The 22598-nt window shown below is 39.6% G+C and carries 14 protein-coding genes and 1 pseudogene; 6 read left to right on the plus strand and 9 right to left on the minus strand.

Translation table 11 applies throughout. The annotated features are described in order from the left end of the window. Positions 1 to 59 precede the first annotated feature (59 nt). Positions 60 to 2477 carry a leucine--tRNA ligase gene (gene leuS, locus IV50_RS06595; protein ID WP_057746864.1) on the minus strand — a complete coding sequence of 806 codons (2418 nt, stop codon included), beginning with the start codon at positions 2475 to 2477 and terminating at the stop codon, positions 60 to 62. Positions 2478 to 2651: 174 nt separating this feature from the next. On the opposite strand from leuS, the gene IV50_RS06600 reads away from it, so the two are divergent. The 3 genes from IV50_RS06600 to IV50_RS06610 all read left to right on the plus strand — a co-directional run bounded on the left by IV50_RS06600 (position 2652) and on the right by IV50_RS06610 (position 4757). Further along, positions 2652 to 3164: a hypothetical protein gene (locus IV50_RS06600; protein WP_057746866.1), complete on the plus strand. Its 513-nt coding sequence runs from the start codon at positions 2652 to 2654 to the stop codon at positions 3162 to 3164. Between the two features lie 14 nt (positions 3165 to 3178). Beyond that, on the plus strand, positions 3179 to 3592 hold the full coding sequence (arsC, locus tag IV50_RS06605; protein ID WP_057746868.1) for an arsenate reductase (thioredoxin): 414 nt from the start codon (positions 3179 to 3181) through the stop codon (positions 3590 to 3592). A gap of 193 nt (positions 3593 to 3785) precedes the next feature. Beyond that, positions 3786 to 4757, plus strand: coding sequence for a hypothetical protein (locus IV50_RS06610; RefSeq protein WP_057746870.1), 972 nt, complete (start codon positions 3786 to 3788; stop codon positions 4755 to 4757). 835 nt (positions 4758 to 5592) lie between these two features. Here the strand turns inward: IV50_RS06610 and IV50_RS06620 are convergent. Beyond that, on the minus strand, positions 5593 to 6543 hold the full coding sequence (locus IV50_RS06620) for an HNH endonuclease (RefSeq protein ID WP_057746873.1): 951 nt from the start codon (positions 6541 to 6543) through the stop codon (positions 5593 to 5595). Positions 6544 to 6547: 4 nt separating this feature from the next. Further along, the gene (locus IV50_RS06625) at positions 6548 to 8164 is read right to left on the minus strand and encodes an AAA family ATPase (protein ID WP_057746875.1); all 1617 of its coding nucleotides are present in this window, start codon (positions 8162 to 8164) and stop codon (positions 6548 to 6550) included. A gap of 153 nt (positions 8165 to 8317) precedes the next feature. Between IV50_RS06625 and IV50_RS06630 the strand changes: the two genes are divergently transcribed. Next, a complete protein-coding gene (locus IV50_RS06630) occupies positions 8318 to 10972 on the plus strand; it encodes an SEC10/PgrA surface exclusion domain-containing protein (protein WP_057746876.1) in 2655 nt (884 codons plus the stop codon). Between the two features lie 46 nt (positions 10973 to 11018). Here the strand turns inward: IV50_RS06630 and IV50_RS06635 are convergent, their stop codons facing one another. Then, positions 11019 to 12221: a hypothetical protein gene (locus tag IV50_RS06635; protein ID WP_057746878.1), complete on the minus strand. Its 1203-nt coding sequence runs from the start codon at positions 12219 to 12221 to the stop codon at positions 11019 to 11021. 277 nt (positions 12222 to 12498) lie between these two features. On the opposite strand from IV50_RS06635, the gene IV50_RS06640 reads away from it, so the two are divergent. Then, positions 12499 to 13722, plus strand: coding sequence for a CinA family nicotinamide mononucleotide deamidase-related protein (locus tag IV50_RS06640; protein WP_057746880.1), 1224 nt, complete (start codon positions 12499 to 12501; stop codon positions 13720 to 13722). A 26-nt stretch (positions 13723 to 13748) separates the two neighbouring features. Here IV50_RS06640 and IV50_RS06645 read toward each other — a convergent pair whose 3' ends face one another. The 5 genes and pseudogenes from IV50_RS06645 to IV50_RS06665 form a co-directional block, all read right to left on the minus strand. Further along, entirely contained in the window at positions 13749 to 14360 is a 612-nt protein-coding gene (locus IV50_RS06645; protein WP_057746882.1) for an ATP-binding cassette domain-containing protein, read from the minus strand. A 205-nt stretch (positions 14361 to 14565) separates the two neighbouring features. Further along, entirely contained in the window at positions 14566 to 15945 is a 1380-nt protein-coding gene (gene rlmD, locus IV50_RS06650) for a 23S rRNA (uracil(1939)-C(5))-methyltransferase RlmD (protein WP_057746883.1), read from the minus strand. Between the two features lie 99 nt (positions 15946 to 16044). Further along, complete coding sequence (locus IV50_RS06655) at positions 16045 to 16833, minus strand: hypothetical protein (RefSeq protein WP_057746885.1); 789 nt, start codon at positions 16831 to 16833, stop codon at positions 16045 to 16047. A 340-nt stretch (positions 16834 to 17173) separates the two neighbouring features. Next, positions 17174 to 18367, minus strand: a complete 1194-nt coding sequence (gene metK, locus IV50_RS06660) for a methionine adenosyltransferase (RefSeq protein WP_057746887.1) — start codon at positions 18365 to 18367, stop codon at positions 17174 to 17176. A gap of 548 nt (positions 18368 to 18915) precedes the next feature. Next, a pseudogene (locus tag IV50_RS06665) lies at positions 18916 to 20379 on the minus strand (catalase). 832 nt (positions 20380 to 21211) lie between these two features. Between IV50_RS06665 and IV50_RS06670 the strand changes: the two are divergent. After that, positions 21212 to 22598 (plus strand): SEC10/PgrA surface exclusion domain-containing protein (locus tag IV50_RS06670; RefSeq protein WP_162259504.1); only part of this gene is annotated, 1387 nt, incomplete at its 3' end.

Genomic DNA, 22598 nt, shown 5'->3' on the forward strand with positions numbered 1-22598 from the left:
AAAAACTATAATTTTATCGACACATGTCAGATAAAATTATAGTCTTTTCTATTTAATGATTAAACAACAATGTTAACCAAACGACCTGGTACCGCAATTACCTTCTTAGGTTCTGCGCCATCAAGACGGCTTTGAATGGTTTCATCGGCCAAAGCTAACTCAGTCATCTTGTCGCGATCTGCATCGGCAGGAATCATGATGTTTGCACGGACTTTACCATTAATTTGTACCGCAATCTTAATCTCATCTTCCACAAGTGCTGACTCATCGTATGTTGGCCAAGCACTGTATGTCATAGTCGTATCAGGATGTAGGTATGACCATAGTTCTTCAGTCATGTGAGGCGCCACTGGGTTCAATAATTGTACAAATCCAGCCATGTAATCAGCAGGAATCCCATCAACCTTATAAGCTTCATTAATAAAGATCATCATTTGTGAGATAGCCGTGTTGAAGCGGAGGTTTGCGTAATCATCTGTAACCTTCTTAACCGTTTCATTGTAGATCTTGTCTAGCTTGTGGTCATTGTGCGTGGTAATGTGGTCGCGCAGGTTGTTCTCATCATCGATGAACAAACGCCAAACACGATCTAACCAACGACGTGAACCTGACAAACCATCTTCAGACCATGCAATTGACTGGTCCAAAGGTCCCATAAACATTTCGTACAAACGTAATGTATCGGCACCATATTCTTCAACCACATCATCAGGGTTCACAACGTTTCCCTTTGATTTAGACATCTTCTCGTGGTTTTCACCCAAAATCATCCCTTGGTTAGCTAATTCTTGGAAAGGTTCCTTGGTATCAACAACACCCAAATCATACAAAACCTTGTGCCAGAATCGAGCATAGAGTAGGTGGAGCACAGCGTGTTCGGCTCCCCCAATGTACAAGTCAACATTATGCCAGTAATGTACTGCATCTTCTGAAATAATTTCCTTGTCATTGTGTGGATCCATATAACGTAAGTAGTACCATGATGAACCTGCCCATTGTGGCATTGTGTTCGTTTCACGCTTTCCCTTACGTCCATTTTCATCAACCACGTTCACCCAGTCATCAATGTTAACCAATGGAGATTCACCAGTACCTGAAGGCATAATGTTATCAACTTCGGGCAAACGAAGTGGTAATTCATCCTCAGGAACTAGGCTGGTTTCACCATCTTCCCAGTGAATAACTGGAATTGGCTCACCCCAGTAACGTTGACGTGAGAAAATCCAATCACGTAAACGATAGTTTACACGCTTTTCACCAACACCTTCGTCGGTTAACCAAGCAATTGCCTTATCGATTGCTTCATCCTTATCCAAGCCATCTAAGAAGCCAGAGTTGATGTGGACACCATCGCCTGTGTAAGCTTCCGTTTCATCGGCAGTTCCACCTTCGATAACGGGTACGATTGGTAGATCATACTTCTTGGCAAAATCAAAATCACGTTGATCGTGTGCCGGAACAGCCATAACCGCCCCAGTTCCATAAGAAGCCAAAACATAATCACCAATCCAGATTGGGATTTGTTGTCCATTAACTGGGTTTGTTGCATATGCCCCAGTGAAAATTCCTGACTTATCCTTGTTCAAATCAGTACGTTCCAAATCAGACTTCGTTGCTAAGTCTGCCTTAAAGGCAGCAACAGCATCTTTTTGCTCTGGAGAAACGATTTGATCAACAAGTTCATGTTCTGGTGCAAGCACAAGGTAAGTTGCTCCAAACAATGTATCAGCACGGGTCGTGAAAACTTCGACCTTTTCATCGTGATCAGTCACTTGGAAGTTAACAGCTGCTCCAATTGAGCGGCCAATCCAATTACGTTGTTGTTCCTTGATGGCTTCAGGCCAATCCAAGTCGTCTAAATCATCGAGCAAACGATCAGCGTATGCTGTAATTTTCAATGCCCATTGACGCATTGGCACACGATAAACGGGATATCCACCACGTTCAGTCTTACCATCGATGATTTCTTCGTTGGCAACAACCGTTCCACCATTATAGTCAGGTGCCCAGTTAACCATGATTTCATCTTCGTAGGCCAAGCCCATCTTATAAAGTTGTTCAAAAATCCATTGTGTCCACTTGTAATACTTAGGATCAGTAGTGTTCACTTCGCGTGACCAATCATATGAAAGCCCCAATGACTTCATTTGACGACGGAAGTTCTTCACATTCTTTTGTGTCACCGTCTTTGGATCTTCACCCGTCTTGATTGCATACTCTTCAGTAGGCAAACCAAAGGCATCAAAGCCCATTGGGTGTAAGACGTTGAAACCTTGCATCCGCTTCATACGTGACACAATATCTGTTGCTGTGTATCCTTCTGGATGTCCAACGTGCAGACCTTGTCCAGATGGGAATGGGAACATATCTAACGCATAATACTTCTCTTTGTCGTGACTTGAAGAAGTCTTAAATGTTTGATTTTCATCCCAATAATGTTGCCATTTTTTCTCTATTTGTTTGTGATCATATGCCATGTTTGCTAACCTCACTTTAATGTTTTAACTTTATCAAAAAAGCCCCGCCATTTCAACGACTGTAGCTGATTTGTCACAAATGTATCGTTTCATAAACAACTTTATTTTTTTCATATTTTGGAAGTATGCTAAAATGACTTTAGATGCTTATCAAATAACTAGGAGGCTGCAATTATGCGTGCCATTCAAAATCTTGCTCAACTAACGCTCGATGAATTTTTAAATGTCGGTGATACTGCGATTGACGGAACAATTAAGCGTGGTGATGTTACCCGCTTTTTAGCTAGCCGCGTGGGAGACACTGGTAAAGTGCTCGCGTTTTCAGATAATAAGAAAGAAATCGATGACGTCGCCACGTCCCTTTTCTTAAGTGGTCTACATGACCGTGTTGATATCATTAGTCAGGACTTCACAGCCATCCTCGCGCACCTTGATCCAACCCATCCAATCGGTGCGGCCATGTTCCAAGTTGATGCTGAAACTGACCAAACTGCATTACTCAATACAATTAAGCCATTATTGATGGGCTTGAAAGATCATGGCATGCTTTTAATCTTAACGAATGATGCTACTGACATTACTGAACTTGAAAGTTATGCTAAAGCACTCCCCGCCAACGCTTATGGTGTACAAAAGCTTAGTGATTTACTATCAAATGAAACGGCGTTGCTGATTCAACGCCTTTAATAAGGGAGAATCTTATGCAAATTTATTTTTTATGCACCGGCAACTCATGCCGTAGTCAAATGGCCGAGGGCTTTGCCCATGCTGATGCGCCAAAGGATTGGATTATTAAAAGTGCCGGTGTTGAACAACACGGTCTAAACCCCAAGGCAGTCCGTGTGATGCAAGAAAGTGGTATTGATATTTCAGCGCAAACTTCTGATTTAATCGATAATGACTTTTTGAATAGTAGTGATTACGTGATTACATTATGTGGGGATGCCAATGACAAATGCCCAATGACACCACCAACAGTTAATCGCATTCACTGGGATTTAGCTGACCCCGCTCAAGCAACTGGCACTGATGATGAGATTTTAAATGTTTTTCGTGAAACGCGCGACACCATACAAGGTCTCGTAAAAAATTTCATTGAAACACATGCAAATTAATTTTTTTACCCAGCTATAAATACCAAATTTTAAAGTCCCTAGCCAAAGTTAAAGCGTTTAACTTTGGCTAGGGACTTTATTATATTTTTTAATTTTAATTATATGAAAATAGATTGATTTCACATATTAAACTTGGTATTCTTAACTGGTTGTGATTTATCACACATAACTATATTTTTACTGGGAGATATCCATGAAGAAAATTATTATAGCAGTAATGGGAGCTGTTGTTGTCATTGGAGCTGGACTTGGTGTTTATACTCAACGGGAACAAACTCCGAAAAAGACGGATACCAAACAACACACACGTAAGCATACCAAAAAGTCCACGTATGCAAGTGTTAAAAAATCCGAAACACCTTCAGCAAAAAGCTCATCAGAACCAGAAGTTACTTTAGACGATAAGCATAAATTTTTAGCTTTAATTGAAACCCCTGGTGCCAATAAGTTAAGTATTGATGCTCATCAATTGCAAGCTGGCTCATATAAATCTACTGGTGTGGGCGGAGACAATTTGGGTCCCCAAACCGTCTCAAGTCTGACGCTAACTTCTACAGATGCGAATCAACTGGTCAACTACTTAGATGATCCAAACACCAAAGCATACCAAGTGACGCCAGGGTCAGGCGGATCCAACGTTTATGTCCTAACAACACCGCATGATGCAACCTTATTTTGTGCGCAAAATGTGTCGACTAAACAACAAATCACTGATTATGGGATTCATTTAACCAATGCAGCTATCACACAAACACTAAATCAAAATACGTCACTCACCAAAGCCATCACAGATAAAGTTTTTGCAGACGCAGATAACGATGCTACACCAGCAACAACTGCTACTTCGGAACAAACAGCTAGTAAAAAGACAACTTCTACAACAGTGTCACATAAATTAACAGACGCTGAGGCTTTAACACTTCTAAAAAAATCATCTATTCCAGAAACTGAAACTCGTACAGCCCAGGTATCACAAACGAGTCCTGATGGGAGTCTGCTGTTAGTTTCATATCCAGGAGCCAAGGGTGAAAACCATTTCGTTTTACGCCCAATCAATGACGATCAAGTGAAAATCGATGCCACATATGGGACTGCCCAAGGTGGGTTCACACCGTTTGAAGACCAATCTCAATACGGGCCCAGCTCAGTGACAGTATCACGCTAAAAAAGTCTCAGTGAACTGAACCAAAAAATTGATGTTTGTTTTAATGCATTCGTTATTGTAATAGTCTACGTAATTCGTGAGTCGTTTTGTGCTATTTCCCTAAGCTACTCAATGCCAATGTGATATAACAATATCAATCGTCTGGATTTTTAGAATCAACTTACTTGATCCGTTCAATCCTTAGCTTATAATAGCCATGCTTGCAACGTGACTTATCATCGTAATAACTACTGCAAGCCGTCTTATCTCAGATATATATATCAATAGTTTCTGTGTCTCTTTTAGTTCTTACCTTAGTTCAGAACCGACTAAAGTATTTTGCACATTTTAAATAATCTCCATCTCCAATCTGCGATGCAACTTCACCTTTCAAACGTAAGTTTTCTTCTTGAAGTTGCGTCATTTTATCATCCTTTACTTTGGGAAGGAGTTGTTAGTTTCGTTTTCTTGGTTTTAAACGAACCTTCTCTTATATATATCCCAGACCTGCTGGAAGAGCGACTATGTATTCCAAACTTTCTAGATTTCACAGAGCTCAAAATATCTTTAATCCCATAACCCCCTAATCTTTCAATATTGAAGTCCAAATTTAAAAACGCTATAATATTTCGAATATTAAATTTCTTATAGATTTGTACCGTAGGGACAACTAACAAATACATTTGGATACCTTTATTTTGCATCTTTTTAAAAACATAGAAAACCCCATTAGTTAGATTTCTCCAACTAGTGGGGTTCATTTAACACGTAATAGTACACGTTATGGCTTTTTAACAACGCTATACTAAATTTTAATATCTACTTAGCTAATCGATTCAATATATATCAGTAACACTCAGATTATTTTGTTCCACAATTGTTTTGAACCTTTTAAATCACAATAAAGCTCTATACAAATTAATTTGTAATTTAAAAATCTATTAAAGGTTTGCTTATAGGAGTATTCCAAAAGTTGTTGTGCAAATTCTTCTTGTATATCTTTTAAGTTGTCATTTTTTTTACAATCTCTTAATTCTTCTATAATATTATTCAAATAAGAATTCCCTTGCTCCTCGAATTTTTGGAATGATTTTAAATGCGCCAATTGTTTATTAAAATCATCAACAACATCGTATTCAGTAGATGGTCTGACGTTGGTATTATTAATACTAAAAGTTGTAAAAAATCTAGTTATGTTACCATCGCTTTCGGTATTAATTTGGCAATTCCATAAATTTTTATTTTTAATTTGATCCATAAAATCTATGTTATTTTCCCATAAATTTTCAATCTTGATTGGCTTATAATTAGGATAAACAAAACCAACTTCTTTGGGGTTTTTTCTCTTATTACAACTATTACAGCAGGGCACTAAATTTAAAGGTAAAATTGAAAGTTCTGGATTTGTAACTTTTTCATAAAAATGATCTATTTCGCTAACTTCATTACAAAAACAATACTCACAAATTTTTTTAACAAATTTTTCACCTGGCTCATTGAGTGTCTCATCTCGAAAAGTTGATTGTCTCAATAAGTGGTGGCCGTATGCGCTCTTAATGAAAAATTTTTTCAATTCTTCATAATTTTCAAATTCTGTTGGCACATTTCCTTCATCATAACAGTTGTCATATGTTGGCGAATATTTTTTTAACGTCTCATATAGTTTAGTTGCAAATTCAGTTTGTTCTTCCAATATTGAATTAAATTTGTCCTTCGTATTCTGATTCCCATTTTTAATAATTTGATTAATGTATTTAGTAGAGTCGGTACGCGCTTTGTCTAATTCGATAGTTATTTCAACCATCATTAAATCACCTCACTCTGCTGCTTTTTTTGCGAGCAAGTACACTCATAGCTAAGCTGTATGCATCTGTTCCAAGTTGATTATCAAAAATACTGACAATCTGCTCAATATCATTTACATCCTGGTTATATATTGTATCATTCAAAATCTTTGAATAACCTGACCTAATTACCTCTAATCCAAATACATCCTGTGTCAATGTCTCAACATTTGCTCCAAAAGTATGAACTGTAGGTCCTGAAATCCTAATATTCTTTCGGTTTCTGTCTATAATAGATGTAGCTTCAGTCGCGCATTCTTGCAGTATCACAGGAGAGTGAGTAGCAATAATTGCGACAGCGTTTTTATGTTTCAGTACCTCAATTATAGCTTGAATATACGATGATACCAACGGTGGGTGTAAACTTAACTCAGGTTCATCTATTAAAATTAAAGAATTTGCATTTATATTGTTTATCAACTCAAATAATGATAATAATACCGTTCGATGTCCGGAACTCAATCTTTTGTAATTTTCTTTTAACCTACTTTCATTATTTTCCTTAAACCATTCTGTAACGTGTAACTCTGAAAATATAGGATCACTTTCTAATTTTTCAATACACGCTATGACAAGATTCTTTCGATCAATTTCAGTTTTAACTTTTACAAAATTTTCCATAAAACTTTTTGTAATGTAATTCTCAATCACTTCTGCAATTGGAACGGTTTTTGTTTCTTTTGTTTCTTTTGACTCGTCCCTTTTAACTTCAACTATCATATCAACTGACTCAGGTATTCCTACAAATTTATATGGCTTCCCAGTAATAGTCGGAATGTCCATTTTTGGTAACGTTGTATCAAATAGTGAGTAAGACATTGCCATAACAGATACAATATTATCAGCTCCCCGGATATCTTCAATAACCTTCGTTTCTGCTTCTTCATTATTATATGTTTCCGCGTCACAAAGAAAATCAATTATATTTTTAAATAAATTTGATTTTCCAACCCCATTACGTCCAATTAGTGTATGTACATATGTTTGGGGTGAACTTTCTTTTTTGACTTGGATGTGCATCGTTCGCTCACTCTCTGGAATTGTAAGCTCACCATCTTCACTTTTATCTTTAACTATAATTTTGAAATCCGCCAAATCTAGTGGATTATTTCCATTATTGATGGCATTTCTAAACTCATTTTCAATTGTTCCAGCTGCAATTTCTCGCATCAATGATTGTTTTAGCACGCTTTCATTCTTTATATCGTTTTTGATTGATGTATCCTCAACAATATCCCTAAGTGCACTTAGTACACCTGCAGCTTCTCCCTCGGATTCTAATTTTTTTACATTTTTGTAAAATTTTACATCCATTCCAAGCGAAAAGAAATCAGCGTTTAACTTTTCAAATTTTTTAGGTAAGTCAGCTCTAACCCCTTCCTCATAATAGTCAGGTTGTTTCATATTTTTCATAGCTATTTTTGTACTACCTATATATTGCCGCTCTCCCTCTGAAGATACGAAATTCACTGCATATATCGTTCTATAGCCAAAATCATTCCATCCATTAAGTATTAATTCAATAAATGGTTGCTTTGTACGCTCTGCTTGTTCTATTTCATTCCTATCGATTATAAAATACATATTTGTCTCCATTTTTATATACATTTCTAAAAAATCATATCACACTCTATCATTTTATTGAATATCTTTTGCATTCATTTTATAATTTAAAGGTATGTGGGAATAGCAATATTATGGGAAGAAAACTAAACCAGGTTTACTAGGAGATTTTTTATGAAGAAGAATGTATCAATTGCAGTCGCAGCTACTGCTGTCGCTACACTTGCTGGTGCTGAAAATGCACACGCCGATCAAGTTACAGATGCACCGTCAAACAATGTGGTTGTAACACCTTCAAACGAAGTGGCCAACCAAGAGACATTGAATCAAGCAAAAGAGGCTCAAAAACAGGCTGAACAAAACAAAGCTGATGCTGATCTACAAGTCAAGTCAGCTGAACAAGATGTTAAAAGTTCACAAGATGTCACTAAGCAAGCCCAAGATCAGCTATCAAAAAATAATGTTGACGCTAAGCAAAAGCAAGCTGAATTAGACGCTGCTAAGCAGGCCGAACAAAATGCCAAAGACGCAATTAACAATCAGGCTGATAACTTAGCACAAGCCCAAAAGGACGCTGCTAAGCAGGATGACGTCGTTGCGCAAAAGCAAACCCAAACAGATGCTGCACAAAAGCAAGCTGACGAAACAAAGACCGCTAACAAACAAACGCAAACTGAAAAGCAAGCTAATGACGCGAAAGCTGATGCTGCACAAAAGAAGCAAAATCAAGCGCAAACCGAATTGGACAACGTTAAAAAAGCACCTTCTATTGATGCTGCGCAAAAGCAAGTCACTCAAAACCAAAAGCAAGTCGATGACGCCACTAAGATTGCTCAACAAAAAGATGCCGCTAACAAGTCCGCTCAACAAGACTTGGCAGATAAGAAAGCGAAGCAGACTGATCTATTAGCTAAACAAAAAGATGCTAAGGCTAAGTTAGACAAAACACCAAAGCAACTAGTTGAAAAGAACCCTAATAAGGTAACCCGTGCTACGCCAACCGATAAAGCTGGTGATGCAAAGAATGCTCAATTAATCGGATCAGATGCCGAATTGCCATTGACCCTAAAAGAACCAAAGGAACTTGCGACAGGTGTTGAAAAGCGCTCTGGTGATTATGCAAATTGGTACTTTGTGGATAAGAACCGCGATAAGTCAGCTAAGTTGCAAGTGAAGAATGGCCGCATTGACATTAACCAACAACGTGAATTAGCACAATACTCACTCACGTTGATTAATGCTTATCGTAAACAAAACGGTTTGCCACCACTCATCATGACGGAAAAAACTTGGCAAGCAATCATGGATGCGCAATTGACATTGCGTGACAGTGATGACAAATATGTTGACCAACACAGCCGCACAAAAGCAAACCCAACCGACCTATTCCGTTCTGGAACTGCCCAAAACATTGGTTTTGGAAATGCCCAAACCATGTTAGAAGCTAAGGTTGAGATTGCCAATTATTTAACGGCCATGGCCTATAAGGATCTTGATTCAGCCAATGGTCACCACGATGCCCTTTTGATGCCAGTTGAAAAGGGCCACATCATTGTTGTCGTACCAATGGTTGACTACGTTGGTTCTAAGGGAGCCCACGGTCAATGGAACTACGTTACTGATTTCATTGATTATGCTGATATGGATTTGACTGGAGACCCTGTTACGCCAGAAGAAGCCGCTAAGTCAGTAGGTATGGATCAAATGATTCCTGAAGTTGTAGACACAAACGACGACAACGATACCATCACGCGTGATAATCCAGCCTATGCACAAGCTCAAGCAGAATACGATCAACTTACGACTGAATTAAATGCTGCAAATACAGCTGTCACTGAAGCACAAGCTACTTCAACAAAGACACAAACCGAAGCTACGCAAGCCAATGCTGATTTAGCGCAAGCTCAAGCACAGCTTGATGAATCTAAGGCTGCTCTACAAAGCGCCATCGATGCCGACAACTTAACATCTGCACAAATCAAAGCACTTCAAGAAAAACTCGCTGCTGCTACTGCTGAAAACCAGCAAGCTCAAGCTGATAAAGCCGCTTCAGATGCTCGCGCTGCTAAAACTGAAGCTAATGACGTTGCCGCGCAAAACGAACTAGCACAAAGCCGAAGCGAATTGGCTGAAGCTAAAGCTAAGCAAAGCACCCTGCACGCACGCGTGGCTGAATTATCTTCTACCAAAGAACTCAACGACCGTCTAGTGCAAGCTAAAGCTGCTATCGCTGAAGCGGAAAAGGCTCAAATTCATGCCACAGCTGCTGTAGAACAAGCACAAGCGAACTTAACGCAAGCTCAATCTGCGCTTAAGGCAGCCCAAACCAAGTTAGCTGAAGCTAAGCACAATCAAGCTGCCGCTAAGGATGCTTTGGACGCAACTAAGCAAGCTGTTAAAGATGCTCAAGCCAAGGTTGATCAAGACCGTTTGAACAAGGATGGTGGTCTTGAAATTACTTCACCTGATGAAGATAAGGCAAACCCACAAGTACCTAATGAAAGCCGTCCTGATGCAAAACAGGATGGTCAGGTTGAGTTGCCTTCCGAGGATACAGATAACATCTCTACTGATGACACACACGTTGAATCAGAAACACCAAATACCACTGAAAAACATATCGGGGTCCAAACACCAACTGATGTTACAACACCCAAAACTAGTGGTAAGGATATAACATCTAAAAAGGTGACAACACCTTCAACACAAATGACGAAGTCAGAAAAGCAATTACCTAATACTGGAAGTTCTCAAACTGGTCTCTTAACTATTTTGGGAAGCTTGCTGTTTGCAAGTGTTTCTGGACTTTGGTTCCGTAAACGCCAATAAGTAAACATAAAAAAACTGCTGATGTTAAACATCAGCAGTTTTTATTTTACTTTGGCATTGTATTTTGTGTAATTGGTAGGTATGGGAAGTCACCTGGAATTGTAACCATGACATTCGCAACAGCATTCACATCCTGTTGTCCCAACATATCACCTGCTTGCAACAACTCAGCTTTAGTTGCTGTAACAGCTTGACCCCAATATGAATTACCCTTGTACATTTGTGATGTTGCTTGGGCAGTATCAGAAACAGGGCGATTAATCGTTACCGTACCATCATGGTTGTCTGTCACACGAATTGAGTGCATTGCCCAACCACCAGCACCTTCACCCTTGTCATAAATAATGACTTGGTCGCGAGAAGGTGCGTATACATCATAACTAGAACGTGCGTTTGCAACACCAAGTCCAACCTTCGCCATCAACACATACTTTTCGTTTTGTGGTAAACGGTCGAAGTTCGAAGTACTAACCTCATTCTGAGATCCTGATTCGTTTGTATTTGGAATAGCATTTTGTTGGATTGGCAAATATGGGAAGTCAGTTGCTTGAATATTAAAGGCATTCTCTAACATATTGCGCGTACTTGAATCCATTTGGTTGAAACGAGCTACCATGCTACTCTCAGAAACGTTTTGAATCGTCTTCCAGTAGCTATTTTGGCTAGTCATTTGTGAATTTGAAGATCCTGATGATTCAGCTCCCGCAATTGTGTAAGTACCATTATGGTTGTTCGTGAAACGTACGGCATGATCAGGCCAACCCCCGACACCCTCTCCAATATCGTAAATAACGAATTGATCAGCAGTCGGCATATAAACATTGAATTGCGTACCAGTAGGCTTATATGCAAAACATGAATCAGCCAACATTGCTAGTTGTTGATTCTGCGTAAGTTGATCAAAACTTGTTACCTTGTTTGTACTTGGTGTTGTTGCATCCGTTTGAGTTTGAGTTTGTGTTGTCGCAGGTTGAGCTGCCTTAACACTACTTGATGCTACCTTTGTTTCACTAGCGTTCTTGGGCGTTGCATCAGTCTTAGAATGTGCTTTTTTAGTAGCATTACTCTTTGCAGATGTAGTCGTCGTCTTTGATCCGTTGTGCTTGTCTTTGTCAGCCTGCTTATGACTAACTAAACTTGAGCTAGTTGCATTCATCTTACCAAAATGCGCTGAGGCACTCGTTGCACCAATAACTCCGGCACCTAAGAGACCTGAAACAGCTAATATTGTTAACACTTTCTTCGACATATCGCTTCTCCCATTTGTTTTTATATTTCGTTTACATTTACTATGTTACAGTTACGTGTCTAATATTGCAACAAAAAGATTTCACCTATACTTTTTCTTAACATTTAATTAGATTAAATCTCATTTTAACCAGTTCAAATACCTTCAATGTCGTTAACAAGAGAAAACAATACATTTTTAATTCTATTCTTGGTCAAGTTTACGGTACGTAAAATTTCGGGTATGATTACGACAATCGTCCAAATTAAATCTACAAGAACAACGAGGCAATGACATTATGGATGCAGAAATCATCTCAGTTGGTACTGAACTGCTACTTGGTCAAATCACTGATACAAATCGTCCTTATATCGCTAAACATCTCAGCGGTCTAGGATTAGCTAGTTACCATCAATCAATTGTTGGGGATAACTACCAACGTATGTATGACGAGATGGCTCAAGCCAATAGTCGCTCAGATCTTGTCATCTTAATTGGTGGGTTGGGTCCTACCGAAGATGACCTCACAAAACAGGTGGCAGCCGATGTCCTCGGTAAGAGCTTAGTGGACAATGATCAGGCAATGGCTAAGGTTGAAAATTGGCACCGAGATACTGGCGTCACCATGGTGCCATCTAATCGTCTACAGGCGCAATATATCGAAGGCGGACAACCTATTAAAAATGACGTTGGTTTTGCCATTGGTTCTTACTATCAGAACGAAAATGGTGCTGACTTCTTACTCTTGCCTGGACCTCCATGGGAGCTCGAACCAATGTTCGATAAGTATGTTCTACCATTGCTCCAATCGGTTTACTCACCTGAACAAGTGATGTCATCATTAGTCCTACGTTATTACGGCATTGGGGAATCACGTTTAGAAACGGAGTTACGTCCGCTCATTGATACGCAAACCAACCCAACAATTGCGACTTACGCTAAAAAACACGAAGTAACCGTTCGTCTAACGGCACAAGCCGCTACTAAACAAGACGCCGATGCTTTAAATGAAGCATTAGCAGAACAAGTAAACGCCATCGTTGGTGATTATCTCTATGGTTACGGGGATGCTAACTCATTAGCAGCGATGACAAATCATGCACTCACGGAGCACAATCTCACAGTGAGTGTGGCAGATGCATATACTAACGGGGCAATTGCTGATCAGCTCGACCCTGCTCAATTACGTCAAGACTTGGACCTTGCTGCTACAATTATGGGTGAACAGGTACCAAACGCTGAAGCTGCCGCAGATTTAGCTGAAACATTACAAGTGGCTGCCGGTGGTGACATCGTTTTAACTGTGTTACCAAGCATCAATAATCCTGAAGTCAGCATGACAGATACTAATTTTACAAATGAGCTTGTGCATATTGGTTTGAAATATAAAGATAACGATGCGCAATCCTTTACACGCACACTTGGCCGTGCACACCGTGAAAATATCGACACCATTAGTTTCGTTGGTCTTGATACGATTCGGCGTACTGCACTTAATCTGCCATTATTAAATCGAAAATAACTTAAATGGACCTGCGGGTCCTTTTTTTATGGTGTGATTAATTGTTTTTGGTGAATCATCATCAATTTATGACAGATTGGTGCTAAAGCTTCCGCTTGGTGCGCAGTTAAAATTAACGTTTTCCCCGCTTCTTGCCAACGATAAATTAATTTGTCGAGAATCAATCGGTCTTCATTGGTCAAACCATTCATCAATTCATCTAACAATAAATAATTAGCGTCACTCGCAAAGTAAAGTGTCATGAGCAACCGATGTTGATCTTGTAATGTATACCTTCGTACCGGAACGTCAGCAATTGCAGTTAAATTAAATAAAGCCAGACATTCATCAATTCGTTTAGCAGAATGATAGTATTTTTGCACCTGACACACGTGCGCTCGGCCAGTCTGATTTGGATATAAGCAATGTAGCCCTCCAAAGTAACATAGTTCATCGAACCTATCTTGAACCATTTGCCCCGCTAGCTGCACTTCCCCACTTTTCAATTGCGCTTTTCCGCTTAATGCTCGCAACAATGTTGTTTTCCCAGCACCATGCTCCCCAATAATCCCGTACGTTTTCCCACATTCAAAAGTAATACTCACCTGCTTTAAAACTTCTCGATGATTTCGTACCGTTATTTGTTTGGCCTGTAACATTGTTTTGCCCCCAATTTTTATCTTAAATTCCCTTAATCGTAATTCTTAGTATACAAAATGGCCGCTACTCAACAAATATAAACTATTTGGCAAATACGCAAATTTTTCGCAAATTTCTCAATTCATTTTTCATTCCATTTATATAGAAAAACGCAGCCGCACAAAAAAGAACACCAAAAGTTGCCTTAACTTTTGGTGTTCTTTTCTAATGATTTGGCACAAGTACTGCAACAGTTTCGACATGGGCTGTTTGTGGGAATTGATCCAAAGGTTGAATATCACCACTTAATGAGAAACCTTTATCTAATAGATAACGAATGTCACGTGCCATCGTTTTTGGATTACATGAAATGTAGACAAAACGTTCTGGTTGCATTTCCACCACTGCATCTAATAATTCTGGCGTCAAACCTGGACGAGGGGGATCAACAAAAATAACATTTGGCTCAAGCCCTTCATCACGCCACGCCTTCATTTGTGTTGGCGCATCAGCGGTGACAAAAGTTGCATTTTGAATATCATTTAGCGCCACATTGCGTTGCGCATCCTCAACTGCTCGGGCAATGACTTCCACACCCAAGACTTGTTTCACTTGGTTGGCCACGGTTAACCCAATTGTCCCAATTCCAGAATAGGCATCAATAATGGTGTCATGCTTAGTGAGTTTACCCTTTTCAGCCGCCAAAGTATAGAGCACTTCCGTCGTTTGCGGGTTCACTTGATAAAAGGAGTTTGGCCCAATCACAAATTCAATTCCCAAGAGGGTATCATGAATGGCGTCATCTCCCCATAACAAGCGGTTCTCACCTGACATCATCAAATGTAATCGACGTGGATTTACATTTAACATGACACTCTTAATCCCTGGCACAACGGCTGCAATTTCTTCAGCAATTTCTTTTTCATCGTCCAATTCTGGTGTTTGCGTTACCAGCACAACCATTACCTCACCGCTGTAGTAACCACGACGCACCATGATATAACGCATTTGGCCTAACCCTGTCTCGTCTGAGAATAAGGTCACTTGATGCGCATCTAAAATATCGCGCACTTGCCCAATGACTTGGTCGATAATTGGATCGTTAACGAAGTAATCGTCCAAAGGCACGACGGTGTTAGCCGTCTGCCGTTTAATGAATCCAGTTACCAAATGACCGTCTGCATATGCCATTGGTACCACGGTCTTATTCCGATAATGGCTTGGGTTTTCCATACCAATTGTTGGCGCGACCGATGTATGAATATCTTCATTAGCAAAGATTTGTTCAACTTGATGTTGTTTCAATTTTAATTGAGCGGGGTAGGCTAAGTTTAAATAAGGTGCAATGCCTGTTTCGATGATATCAGGACGCCCAGCATCAATGCGATCAGGTGAAGGATGCACAACTTCTACCAATTGGGCGCGGGCAAACTTACGATTTACTTGGGTGATTTTGGCACGTACCGTTTCACCAGCAAAGGCATTATCTAAGTGAAGTGGATAACCCTCATACTCACCAATGGCTTGTCCACCATAGGCAACCTCGTTAATGTGGGCGGTGACGACATCGCCCAGCTTAACAGGTATGTTTACTTTAGGTCTCATGTTTTTATTACTCGTTTCGGTCTGGTTTATTACCATTATTATGCCATATATCCGTCCGGTAAAACAAAAAAGATTGCCGGTACTAGCCAGCAATCTTTTTTACTTATCTTTCTTTTTCCCAAAATGGCTTCGAATAAAATTTGTTTTTTTGTCATAAGAATATATGGCAGTAATAATTAATGCAATCACCACGACACGAAAAACATTCCCTAAGATACCTGCGGCACCCCAATCCCAGTCAGCAACTGCAACCAGAACTGAGAATCCCCCAAAGTATGCTACGATTTTTTCTAAGTTCTTAGATGAATCCGCTTGTGCTTTAGCTTCTTTTTGCTCTTGAATTTGGATTTCTTGTTCTTTCAATTGAAAGTTTTTATGTAACTTTTCACGATTACTTTTTTCAGCAGGAATAATTCCCTTTCGACGAATCATGATGTACACATTAGCTTGATCATCAAAACTTGCCTTGTTGAAATTATATTTTCGATTCTTATTTTCCTTATTTACAATTTTCCCAATCAACGTATCTACTTTGTTCGTACCCATCTTAGCTTCATCTAATTCAAGATATCCTGCATCCCCCAAGTGATTCAAAATAGAAACAATTGGATTAATTGAACTAGTTTTGTCATATTTTAATCGTGCATAACGATAAAGACATGTCGGCAAATTTGTAGATCCAATTTCTGATTCTATGTTTGGCATAACTTTGGCCATCCTCTTATCAAAAGGGGCCTTTTGGAACATTTCCTGCATTGAAATAGATTTACCTTCGTTTTCATCAGGGTACATCGCTACCCAATACAGAATATCCAACACATTCAACTCATCATTCGTTAAATCCCAATCATTTAATTTCTCTACATCAACCACTTGTTCACTAGCCATCCCCAAACTCCATTCACTTTAATAATAAATATAATACCATAACAATTAAATTGAATACATTATAATCCACAAAATCATATAACTTGACGCTTAATAACCAAAAATATGAATTCACTGCAGAAATTCATGAATCACAGGTTGATAAAGACGATGCTTACGTCATCTTTCCATATAACGGCGTCAGGAATTCGGCAACGTTAAAGCCATTGACGGTAGTATTTGTTACAACCTCGAGGCACGCTACTCTACATCCACAATAAAAAGATTGGCAATACCCGTGCACGCACCGGTACAAGAACGCCAATAAAAAAAGACACCCAAATTCGGATGTCTTTTCATTTTACTTATTAAAATATGCTTTCAATTCATCAACCTTGTTAAGACGCTCCCAAGGCAAGTCTAGGTCTGGACGACCGAAGTGACCATAAGCGGCAGTTGCTTCATAGCGTGGTTCACGCAAATCAAGTTCATTGATAATACCGGCTGGACGTAATTCAAAAATATCACGTACGGCTGAAACCAACGCTTCATCACTTACCTTACCAGTTCCAAACGTGTTCACGTCAATTGAAACTGGGGCAGCCACACCAATGGCGTAGGCTACTTGTAATTCAACACGACTTGCTAAACAAGCAGCAACAATGTTCTTTGCGATGTGACGCGCAGCGTAAGCGGCTGAGCGATCCACCTTTGTCGCATCCTTACCAGAAAAGGCACCACCACCGTGACGTGCATAACCACCGTAAGTATCAACAATAATCTTACGTCCAGTCATTCCAGCGTCACCCTTTGGTCCACCAATCACAAAGCGGCCAGTTGGATTAATCAAATAACGTGTATTTTCATCAACCATGTCAGCTGGTAACACAGGATCAATCACGTACTTCTTCACATCAGCGCGTAATTCTTCCAATGAGGCAGATTCGCGGTGTTGCGTTGATAGGACGACTGTATCAATGCGTGTTGCTTGATCATTCTCGTCAAGTTCAACTGTCACTTGGGCCTTTGCATCAGGCAAAAGGTAGTCCAAGACACCTGAACGGCGTACTTCAGCTTGTTTCTTCACCAAAGCGTGTGACAAAACGACTGTTAGTGGCAAGTATTGGTCAGTTTCATCAGTCGCATAACCAAACATCAATCCTTGGTCGCCGGCACCAATTTCATCAAGCGGATCTTTTCCGCCTTCTTCACGTTGTTCAATCGCTTGATCCACACCTTGTGCAATATCAGGTGATTGTTCATCAATCGTGATACCAACGTGCACGTCGTCGGCTAAGAAACCAGCATCTGGATCATCATAACCGATACGCGTTAAGGTATCACGAACAATCTTATTCATGTTTACATAGGCGGTTGTTGATAATTCACCGAACACATTCACATACCCAGTTGTCACTGAAGTTTCAATCGCAGTGCGGGCATTTGGGTCTTGCTTTAAAACGGCATCCAAAATTGCATCTGAGATTTGGTCAGATACCTTATCAGGGTGTCCTTCGGAAACTGATTCTGATGTAAATAAACGCTTTTCTACCATAAATTCTTACCTCTTTTAATAAATAAATTCGAAAAAAATAACCCCGAAATACCACAGTCAAGGCGGCATATCAGAGTTAGAAATGCGCCTATCTGCTAGAAATTACCACAACACCATTACGGTAGCTGGCGTCAGATCAACGGGTCTAGTCCCTCCCTGAACTCTCGATAGGTTACGAGATTATTCAATTCGTGTGTTAATTAGTAGTTATATCTTAGCTTGAATCACCCTATAAAGTCAAGCAAACAAAAAGAGTCCTGGTCAGCCATTACCAGGGCTCTTTTCATAGTGCTAGGCACTTCTTCTTTATTTTAAGATCAAACAGAAAGCGTTTGATGATTTTTTAGGAATGTTTTTCTATAGCGGAGACTATAAGTAGAACATTGGAGTGTTCTTGTTGAACGTCATCCGTTCAACACAGCTTATATTATCGAGAGAAACTTAAATGAAAGATAAATTTTGAACACATTTCCATAAATGTTCAAAATTGACTGATTCCATAAAAAAAAAGCAGGGTAATTTACCCTACTTTCATTCATTTTTTCATATTAGTCAATGGTATCAAAATCGATATCAAGGTCAATCGCTTCGGCAACACGCTTACCATAATCCGGATCAGCCTTGTAGAATTGTGTGACTTCGCGCTTTTGAATATCCTCATCGTCAACATTACCCAAACTTGCGGCAATGTTTGACACTAGACGTTCGCGTTCGTCTTCTGACATGATATCACGGTACAAAATACCAGGTTGTGTATAGAAATCATCGTCATAAGTAACATGGTTTCCAATACGACCTTCTACGTCATAACCAGTTTCTTTAGCACTTGGTTCTTCCTTAATGCCATCGAAGCTATTTGGTTCGTAGTTAATATCACCAGTGTTCTTGTTCGTCCCCATGACACCGTCAACTTGGTGGTCATGTACGGGTACCTTTGGTGCGTTAACAGGAAGTTGGTTAGCATTTGCACCCACACGGTAGCGTTGTGCATCAGCATATGAGAACAAACGTCCTTGCAACATCTTGTCAGGAGAAGCTTCGATACCAGGAACCAAGTTGGCTGGTGAGAAACCAGCTTCTTCAACATCAGTGAAGTAATTTTCTGGGTTACGGTTAAAAGTCATCGTTCCAACTTCATGCAATGGATAATCCTTGTGTGAAACCGTACGTGTCACATCAAAAATATTTTGCTTGTAGTTCCAACCTTCTTCAAAAGGAATGATTTGCACATACATCGTCCATTCAGGGTAGTCACCCTTCTTGATTGATTCTTCAAGATCTTGTGTAGCTGAGTCAGGGTTTTCACCATCCAACTTTGTAGCAACATCAGCTGTTAGGCTCTTAACGCCAGCCTTTGGCTTGAAGTGATACTTAACCCATGAACGTTCACCAGCTTCGTTAACCCACAAAAATGTGTGGTTTCCAAATCCGTTCATGTTACGGTAAGTAGCTGGGATTCCGCGATCTCCAAACAACATTGTGACCATGTGCAATGATTCAGGTGAGTATGACCAGAAGTCCCACTTAGCACGATCTGAATGCAAATGTGTCTTTGGATCACGCTTTTGCGTATGGATGAAATCAGGGAACTTCTTCGCATCACGAATGAAGAAAACTGGTAAGCTCAATCCAACAATGTCATAGTTTCCATCATTAGTTTAGAACTTCAAAGCAAATCCACGTGGATCACGTGCAGTATCTGATGCACCTGATTCACCGGCAACAGTTGAGAAACGTACAAACATCTCCGTTTCCTTACCCTCACCATTAAACATGTCGGCCTTTGTATAAGCTGACATATCGTGAGTCAACTTAAAGGTACCGAAGGCACCAGCCCCCTTAGCGTGAACCACACGCTCAGGAATTCGCTCACGCGCAAAGTGCGCAAGCTTTTCAAGTAATTGATAGTCTTGAATTAAGACCGGGCCATCTTCACCCGCTGTTACAGAATGTTGATTATCACCAACAGGAGCCCCTTGGGCTGTTGTTAAGTGTTCATTTTCTTGTGTCATATTATTCACTCCTTATAATTACTTAACGTCTCCATTTACAATTACTATTATAACACCTAAAGATAAACAGAACTTAATTTTATATGTTTTGTATGTGTATACCAAAGCCGTTTTCACAAAGAAAAAGGACCTAGATGGGAGACTAGGTCCTTTTTTCAGTTTATCTTTGGGAGAAATAAACTGTTTTGTTTTATACATGATGGGAGCATATATAAAAACTAGGAGTTTTGCTATTACAGAATATGCAACAGCGAATATGAGCAGTGTATGTTGCTATATAAGTATCAAAAGAAGTTGCCCTCTTTCAATAACGCAAAGTTTAGGGACTCAAACTTAAACGAACGATAAAAAAATTAAAGCTAAAATCGTAACAACCCTTTTCATCAATAAAAAAGTAGTACAAAATATATCAATTGTTTTTCACAAATAAATAATCATACAAAATTCATACAACTTTGTGAAGTATTCGCCAAACTCCCCCTTATACACTGACGTTTGAATGATTACCTATAAATAGGGCTAATACGCCTGCTCAAAACAAAAATCAGATGATTTCTTTTGTTATGTTAAATTCCACTAATTTACTGTAATTCAACATTATGACCGCCATATACAATAAGTAAACGATTACAAGTGTTACGCGCATCTTATTTTCTAAATTGCATATTATATCACTTTAAATGTATAAATATAAAACACTTATAAATACTAATAAAATTAGATTGTTTTTTGCAGCTTTTAAAATCCTACGTAAAATGGTCGCATTCCGATTAAAATGAGTTTATTATTAATAATAAGTAAGTTAAGAAATTTTAGAATAAGAAGGTCTCTTATGAATAATAAAATTAAATTCACTGTAGCCCTTACCGCTACAGCAACATTAGCTGGCGTACAAGTTAACGCTCAGGCTGATGAGCAAACACAAAACGACCCGCAAGCAAACCTAGTGAGCTCACAAGCCACAAACGAACTTAATTCAGCCAACCAGGCTGATCAAGCACTGGCATCGCAAGAAGTCATTGCCACTGTCGCACAACAAGCAGAAGCCGTGGCCCAATCCGCTACAGAAGCAAGCGCGACAGCTAATCAAGCGCCCACTTCAGCCAACAGTGAACACACCACAATCAATCCAACTACTAGCGTCTCTACTAGTGCCGTCAGTGAGTCTGTTGCAGCGTCAGAAGTAAGCACTGCCAATGCGGAATCAACCAACAGCTCTTCCGCAACAACACCCGCTAGCACGACTGTTACCGATGCTCAAGTACAAACCACAGAAAATAAGCAAGCTACACCTGTTACGTCAAATAACGCGCCAACCAACACAACAGCTGAGAAAGTTAATCACATCTCAGTCGTTGCCCCCGCTGACGCTGATGGTGTCATCACAACGCCGATTACCGACGAACAGCATCTTCCTCACAACTTAACTGAGCCAAAAAAATTAGCTGACGGTACAGAGTCTCGTAACGGTAACTATTATGGTTGGTACGATGTCGATCCAACGCAAGATACGTCAGCGAAGTTAGTCATCACAAATGGCCGGTTAGCTGATAATCAACAAAAAGAACTTGCCGATTACGCGCTTGAGCTCATCAATAATTTACGGAAACAGCACCAACTCACACCACTTGTGATGAGTGATAAGATCCGGAATAAAGTTAAGGATACCGAATTGGCGTATCGCGATACGCATTCGGAAACTGTTGATAATCATACTAGTTTTGTTGACTTAGGTAAAAATGGTGAGTCTTATAATCCAACAAACCTATTCATCCCCCTAAGTAGTCAAAATCTAGGCTTTGGATCAGCGCAAACAATGCTTGAAGCTAAAATTGATATTCTAAATGCTTTCACAGCCATGGCTTATAAAGATGGCGATTCAAATAATGGTCACCTTCAGGATATGTTAATCCCGTTCAAGGCTGACCAAGTCGGTATGGTTGTTCCATTCATCGATTATGTCGGTGACCGAGGTGGACAATTTGATTGGAACTATCTCACCGATTTTATTATCTTTGATAAACGTGATTTAAAGACATTCAACCCAGTTTCAGATGAAACGGTTAATCAAGAACTTGGTCTATCAGTGGCATCCGTAACACCTGAAAAGCCAGCTACTGGCAGTCAAACTACAACGCCTGAGAAACCAGCCGATGGTAGTGAAACCGCAACACCTGAAAAACCAGGCGCTGATAATCAAACCACAACGTCTGAGAAAC

This window comes from Weissella viridescens (assembly GCF_001437355.1).
GTDB classification, from domain to species: domain Bacteria; phylum Bacillota; class Bacilli; order Lactobacillales; family Lactobacillaceae; genus Weissella; species Weissella viridescens.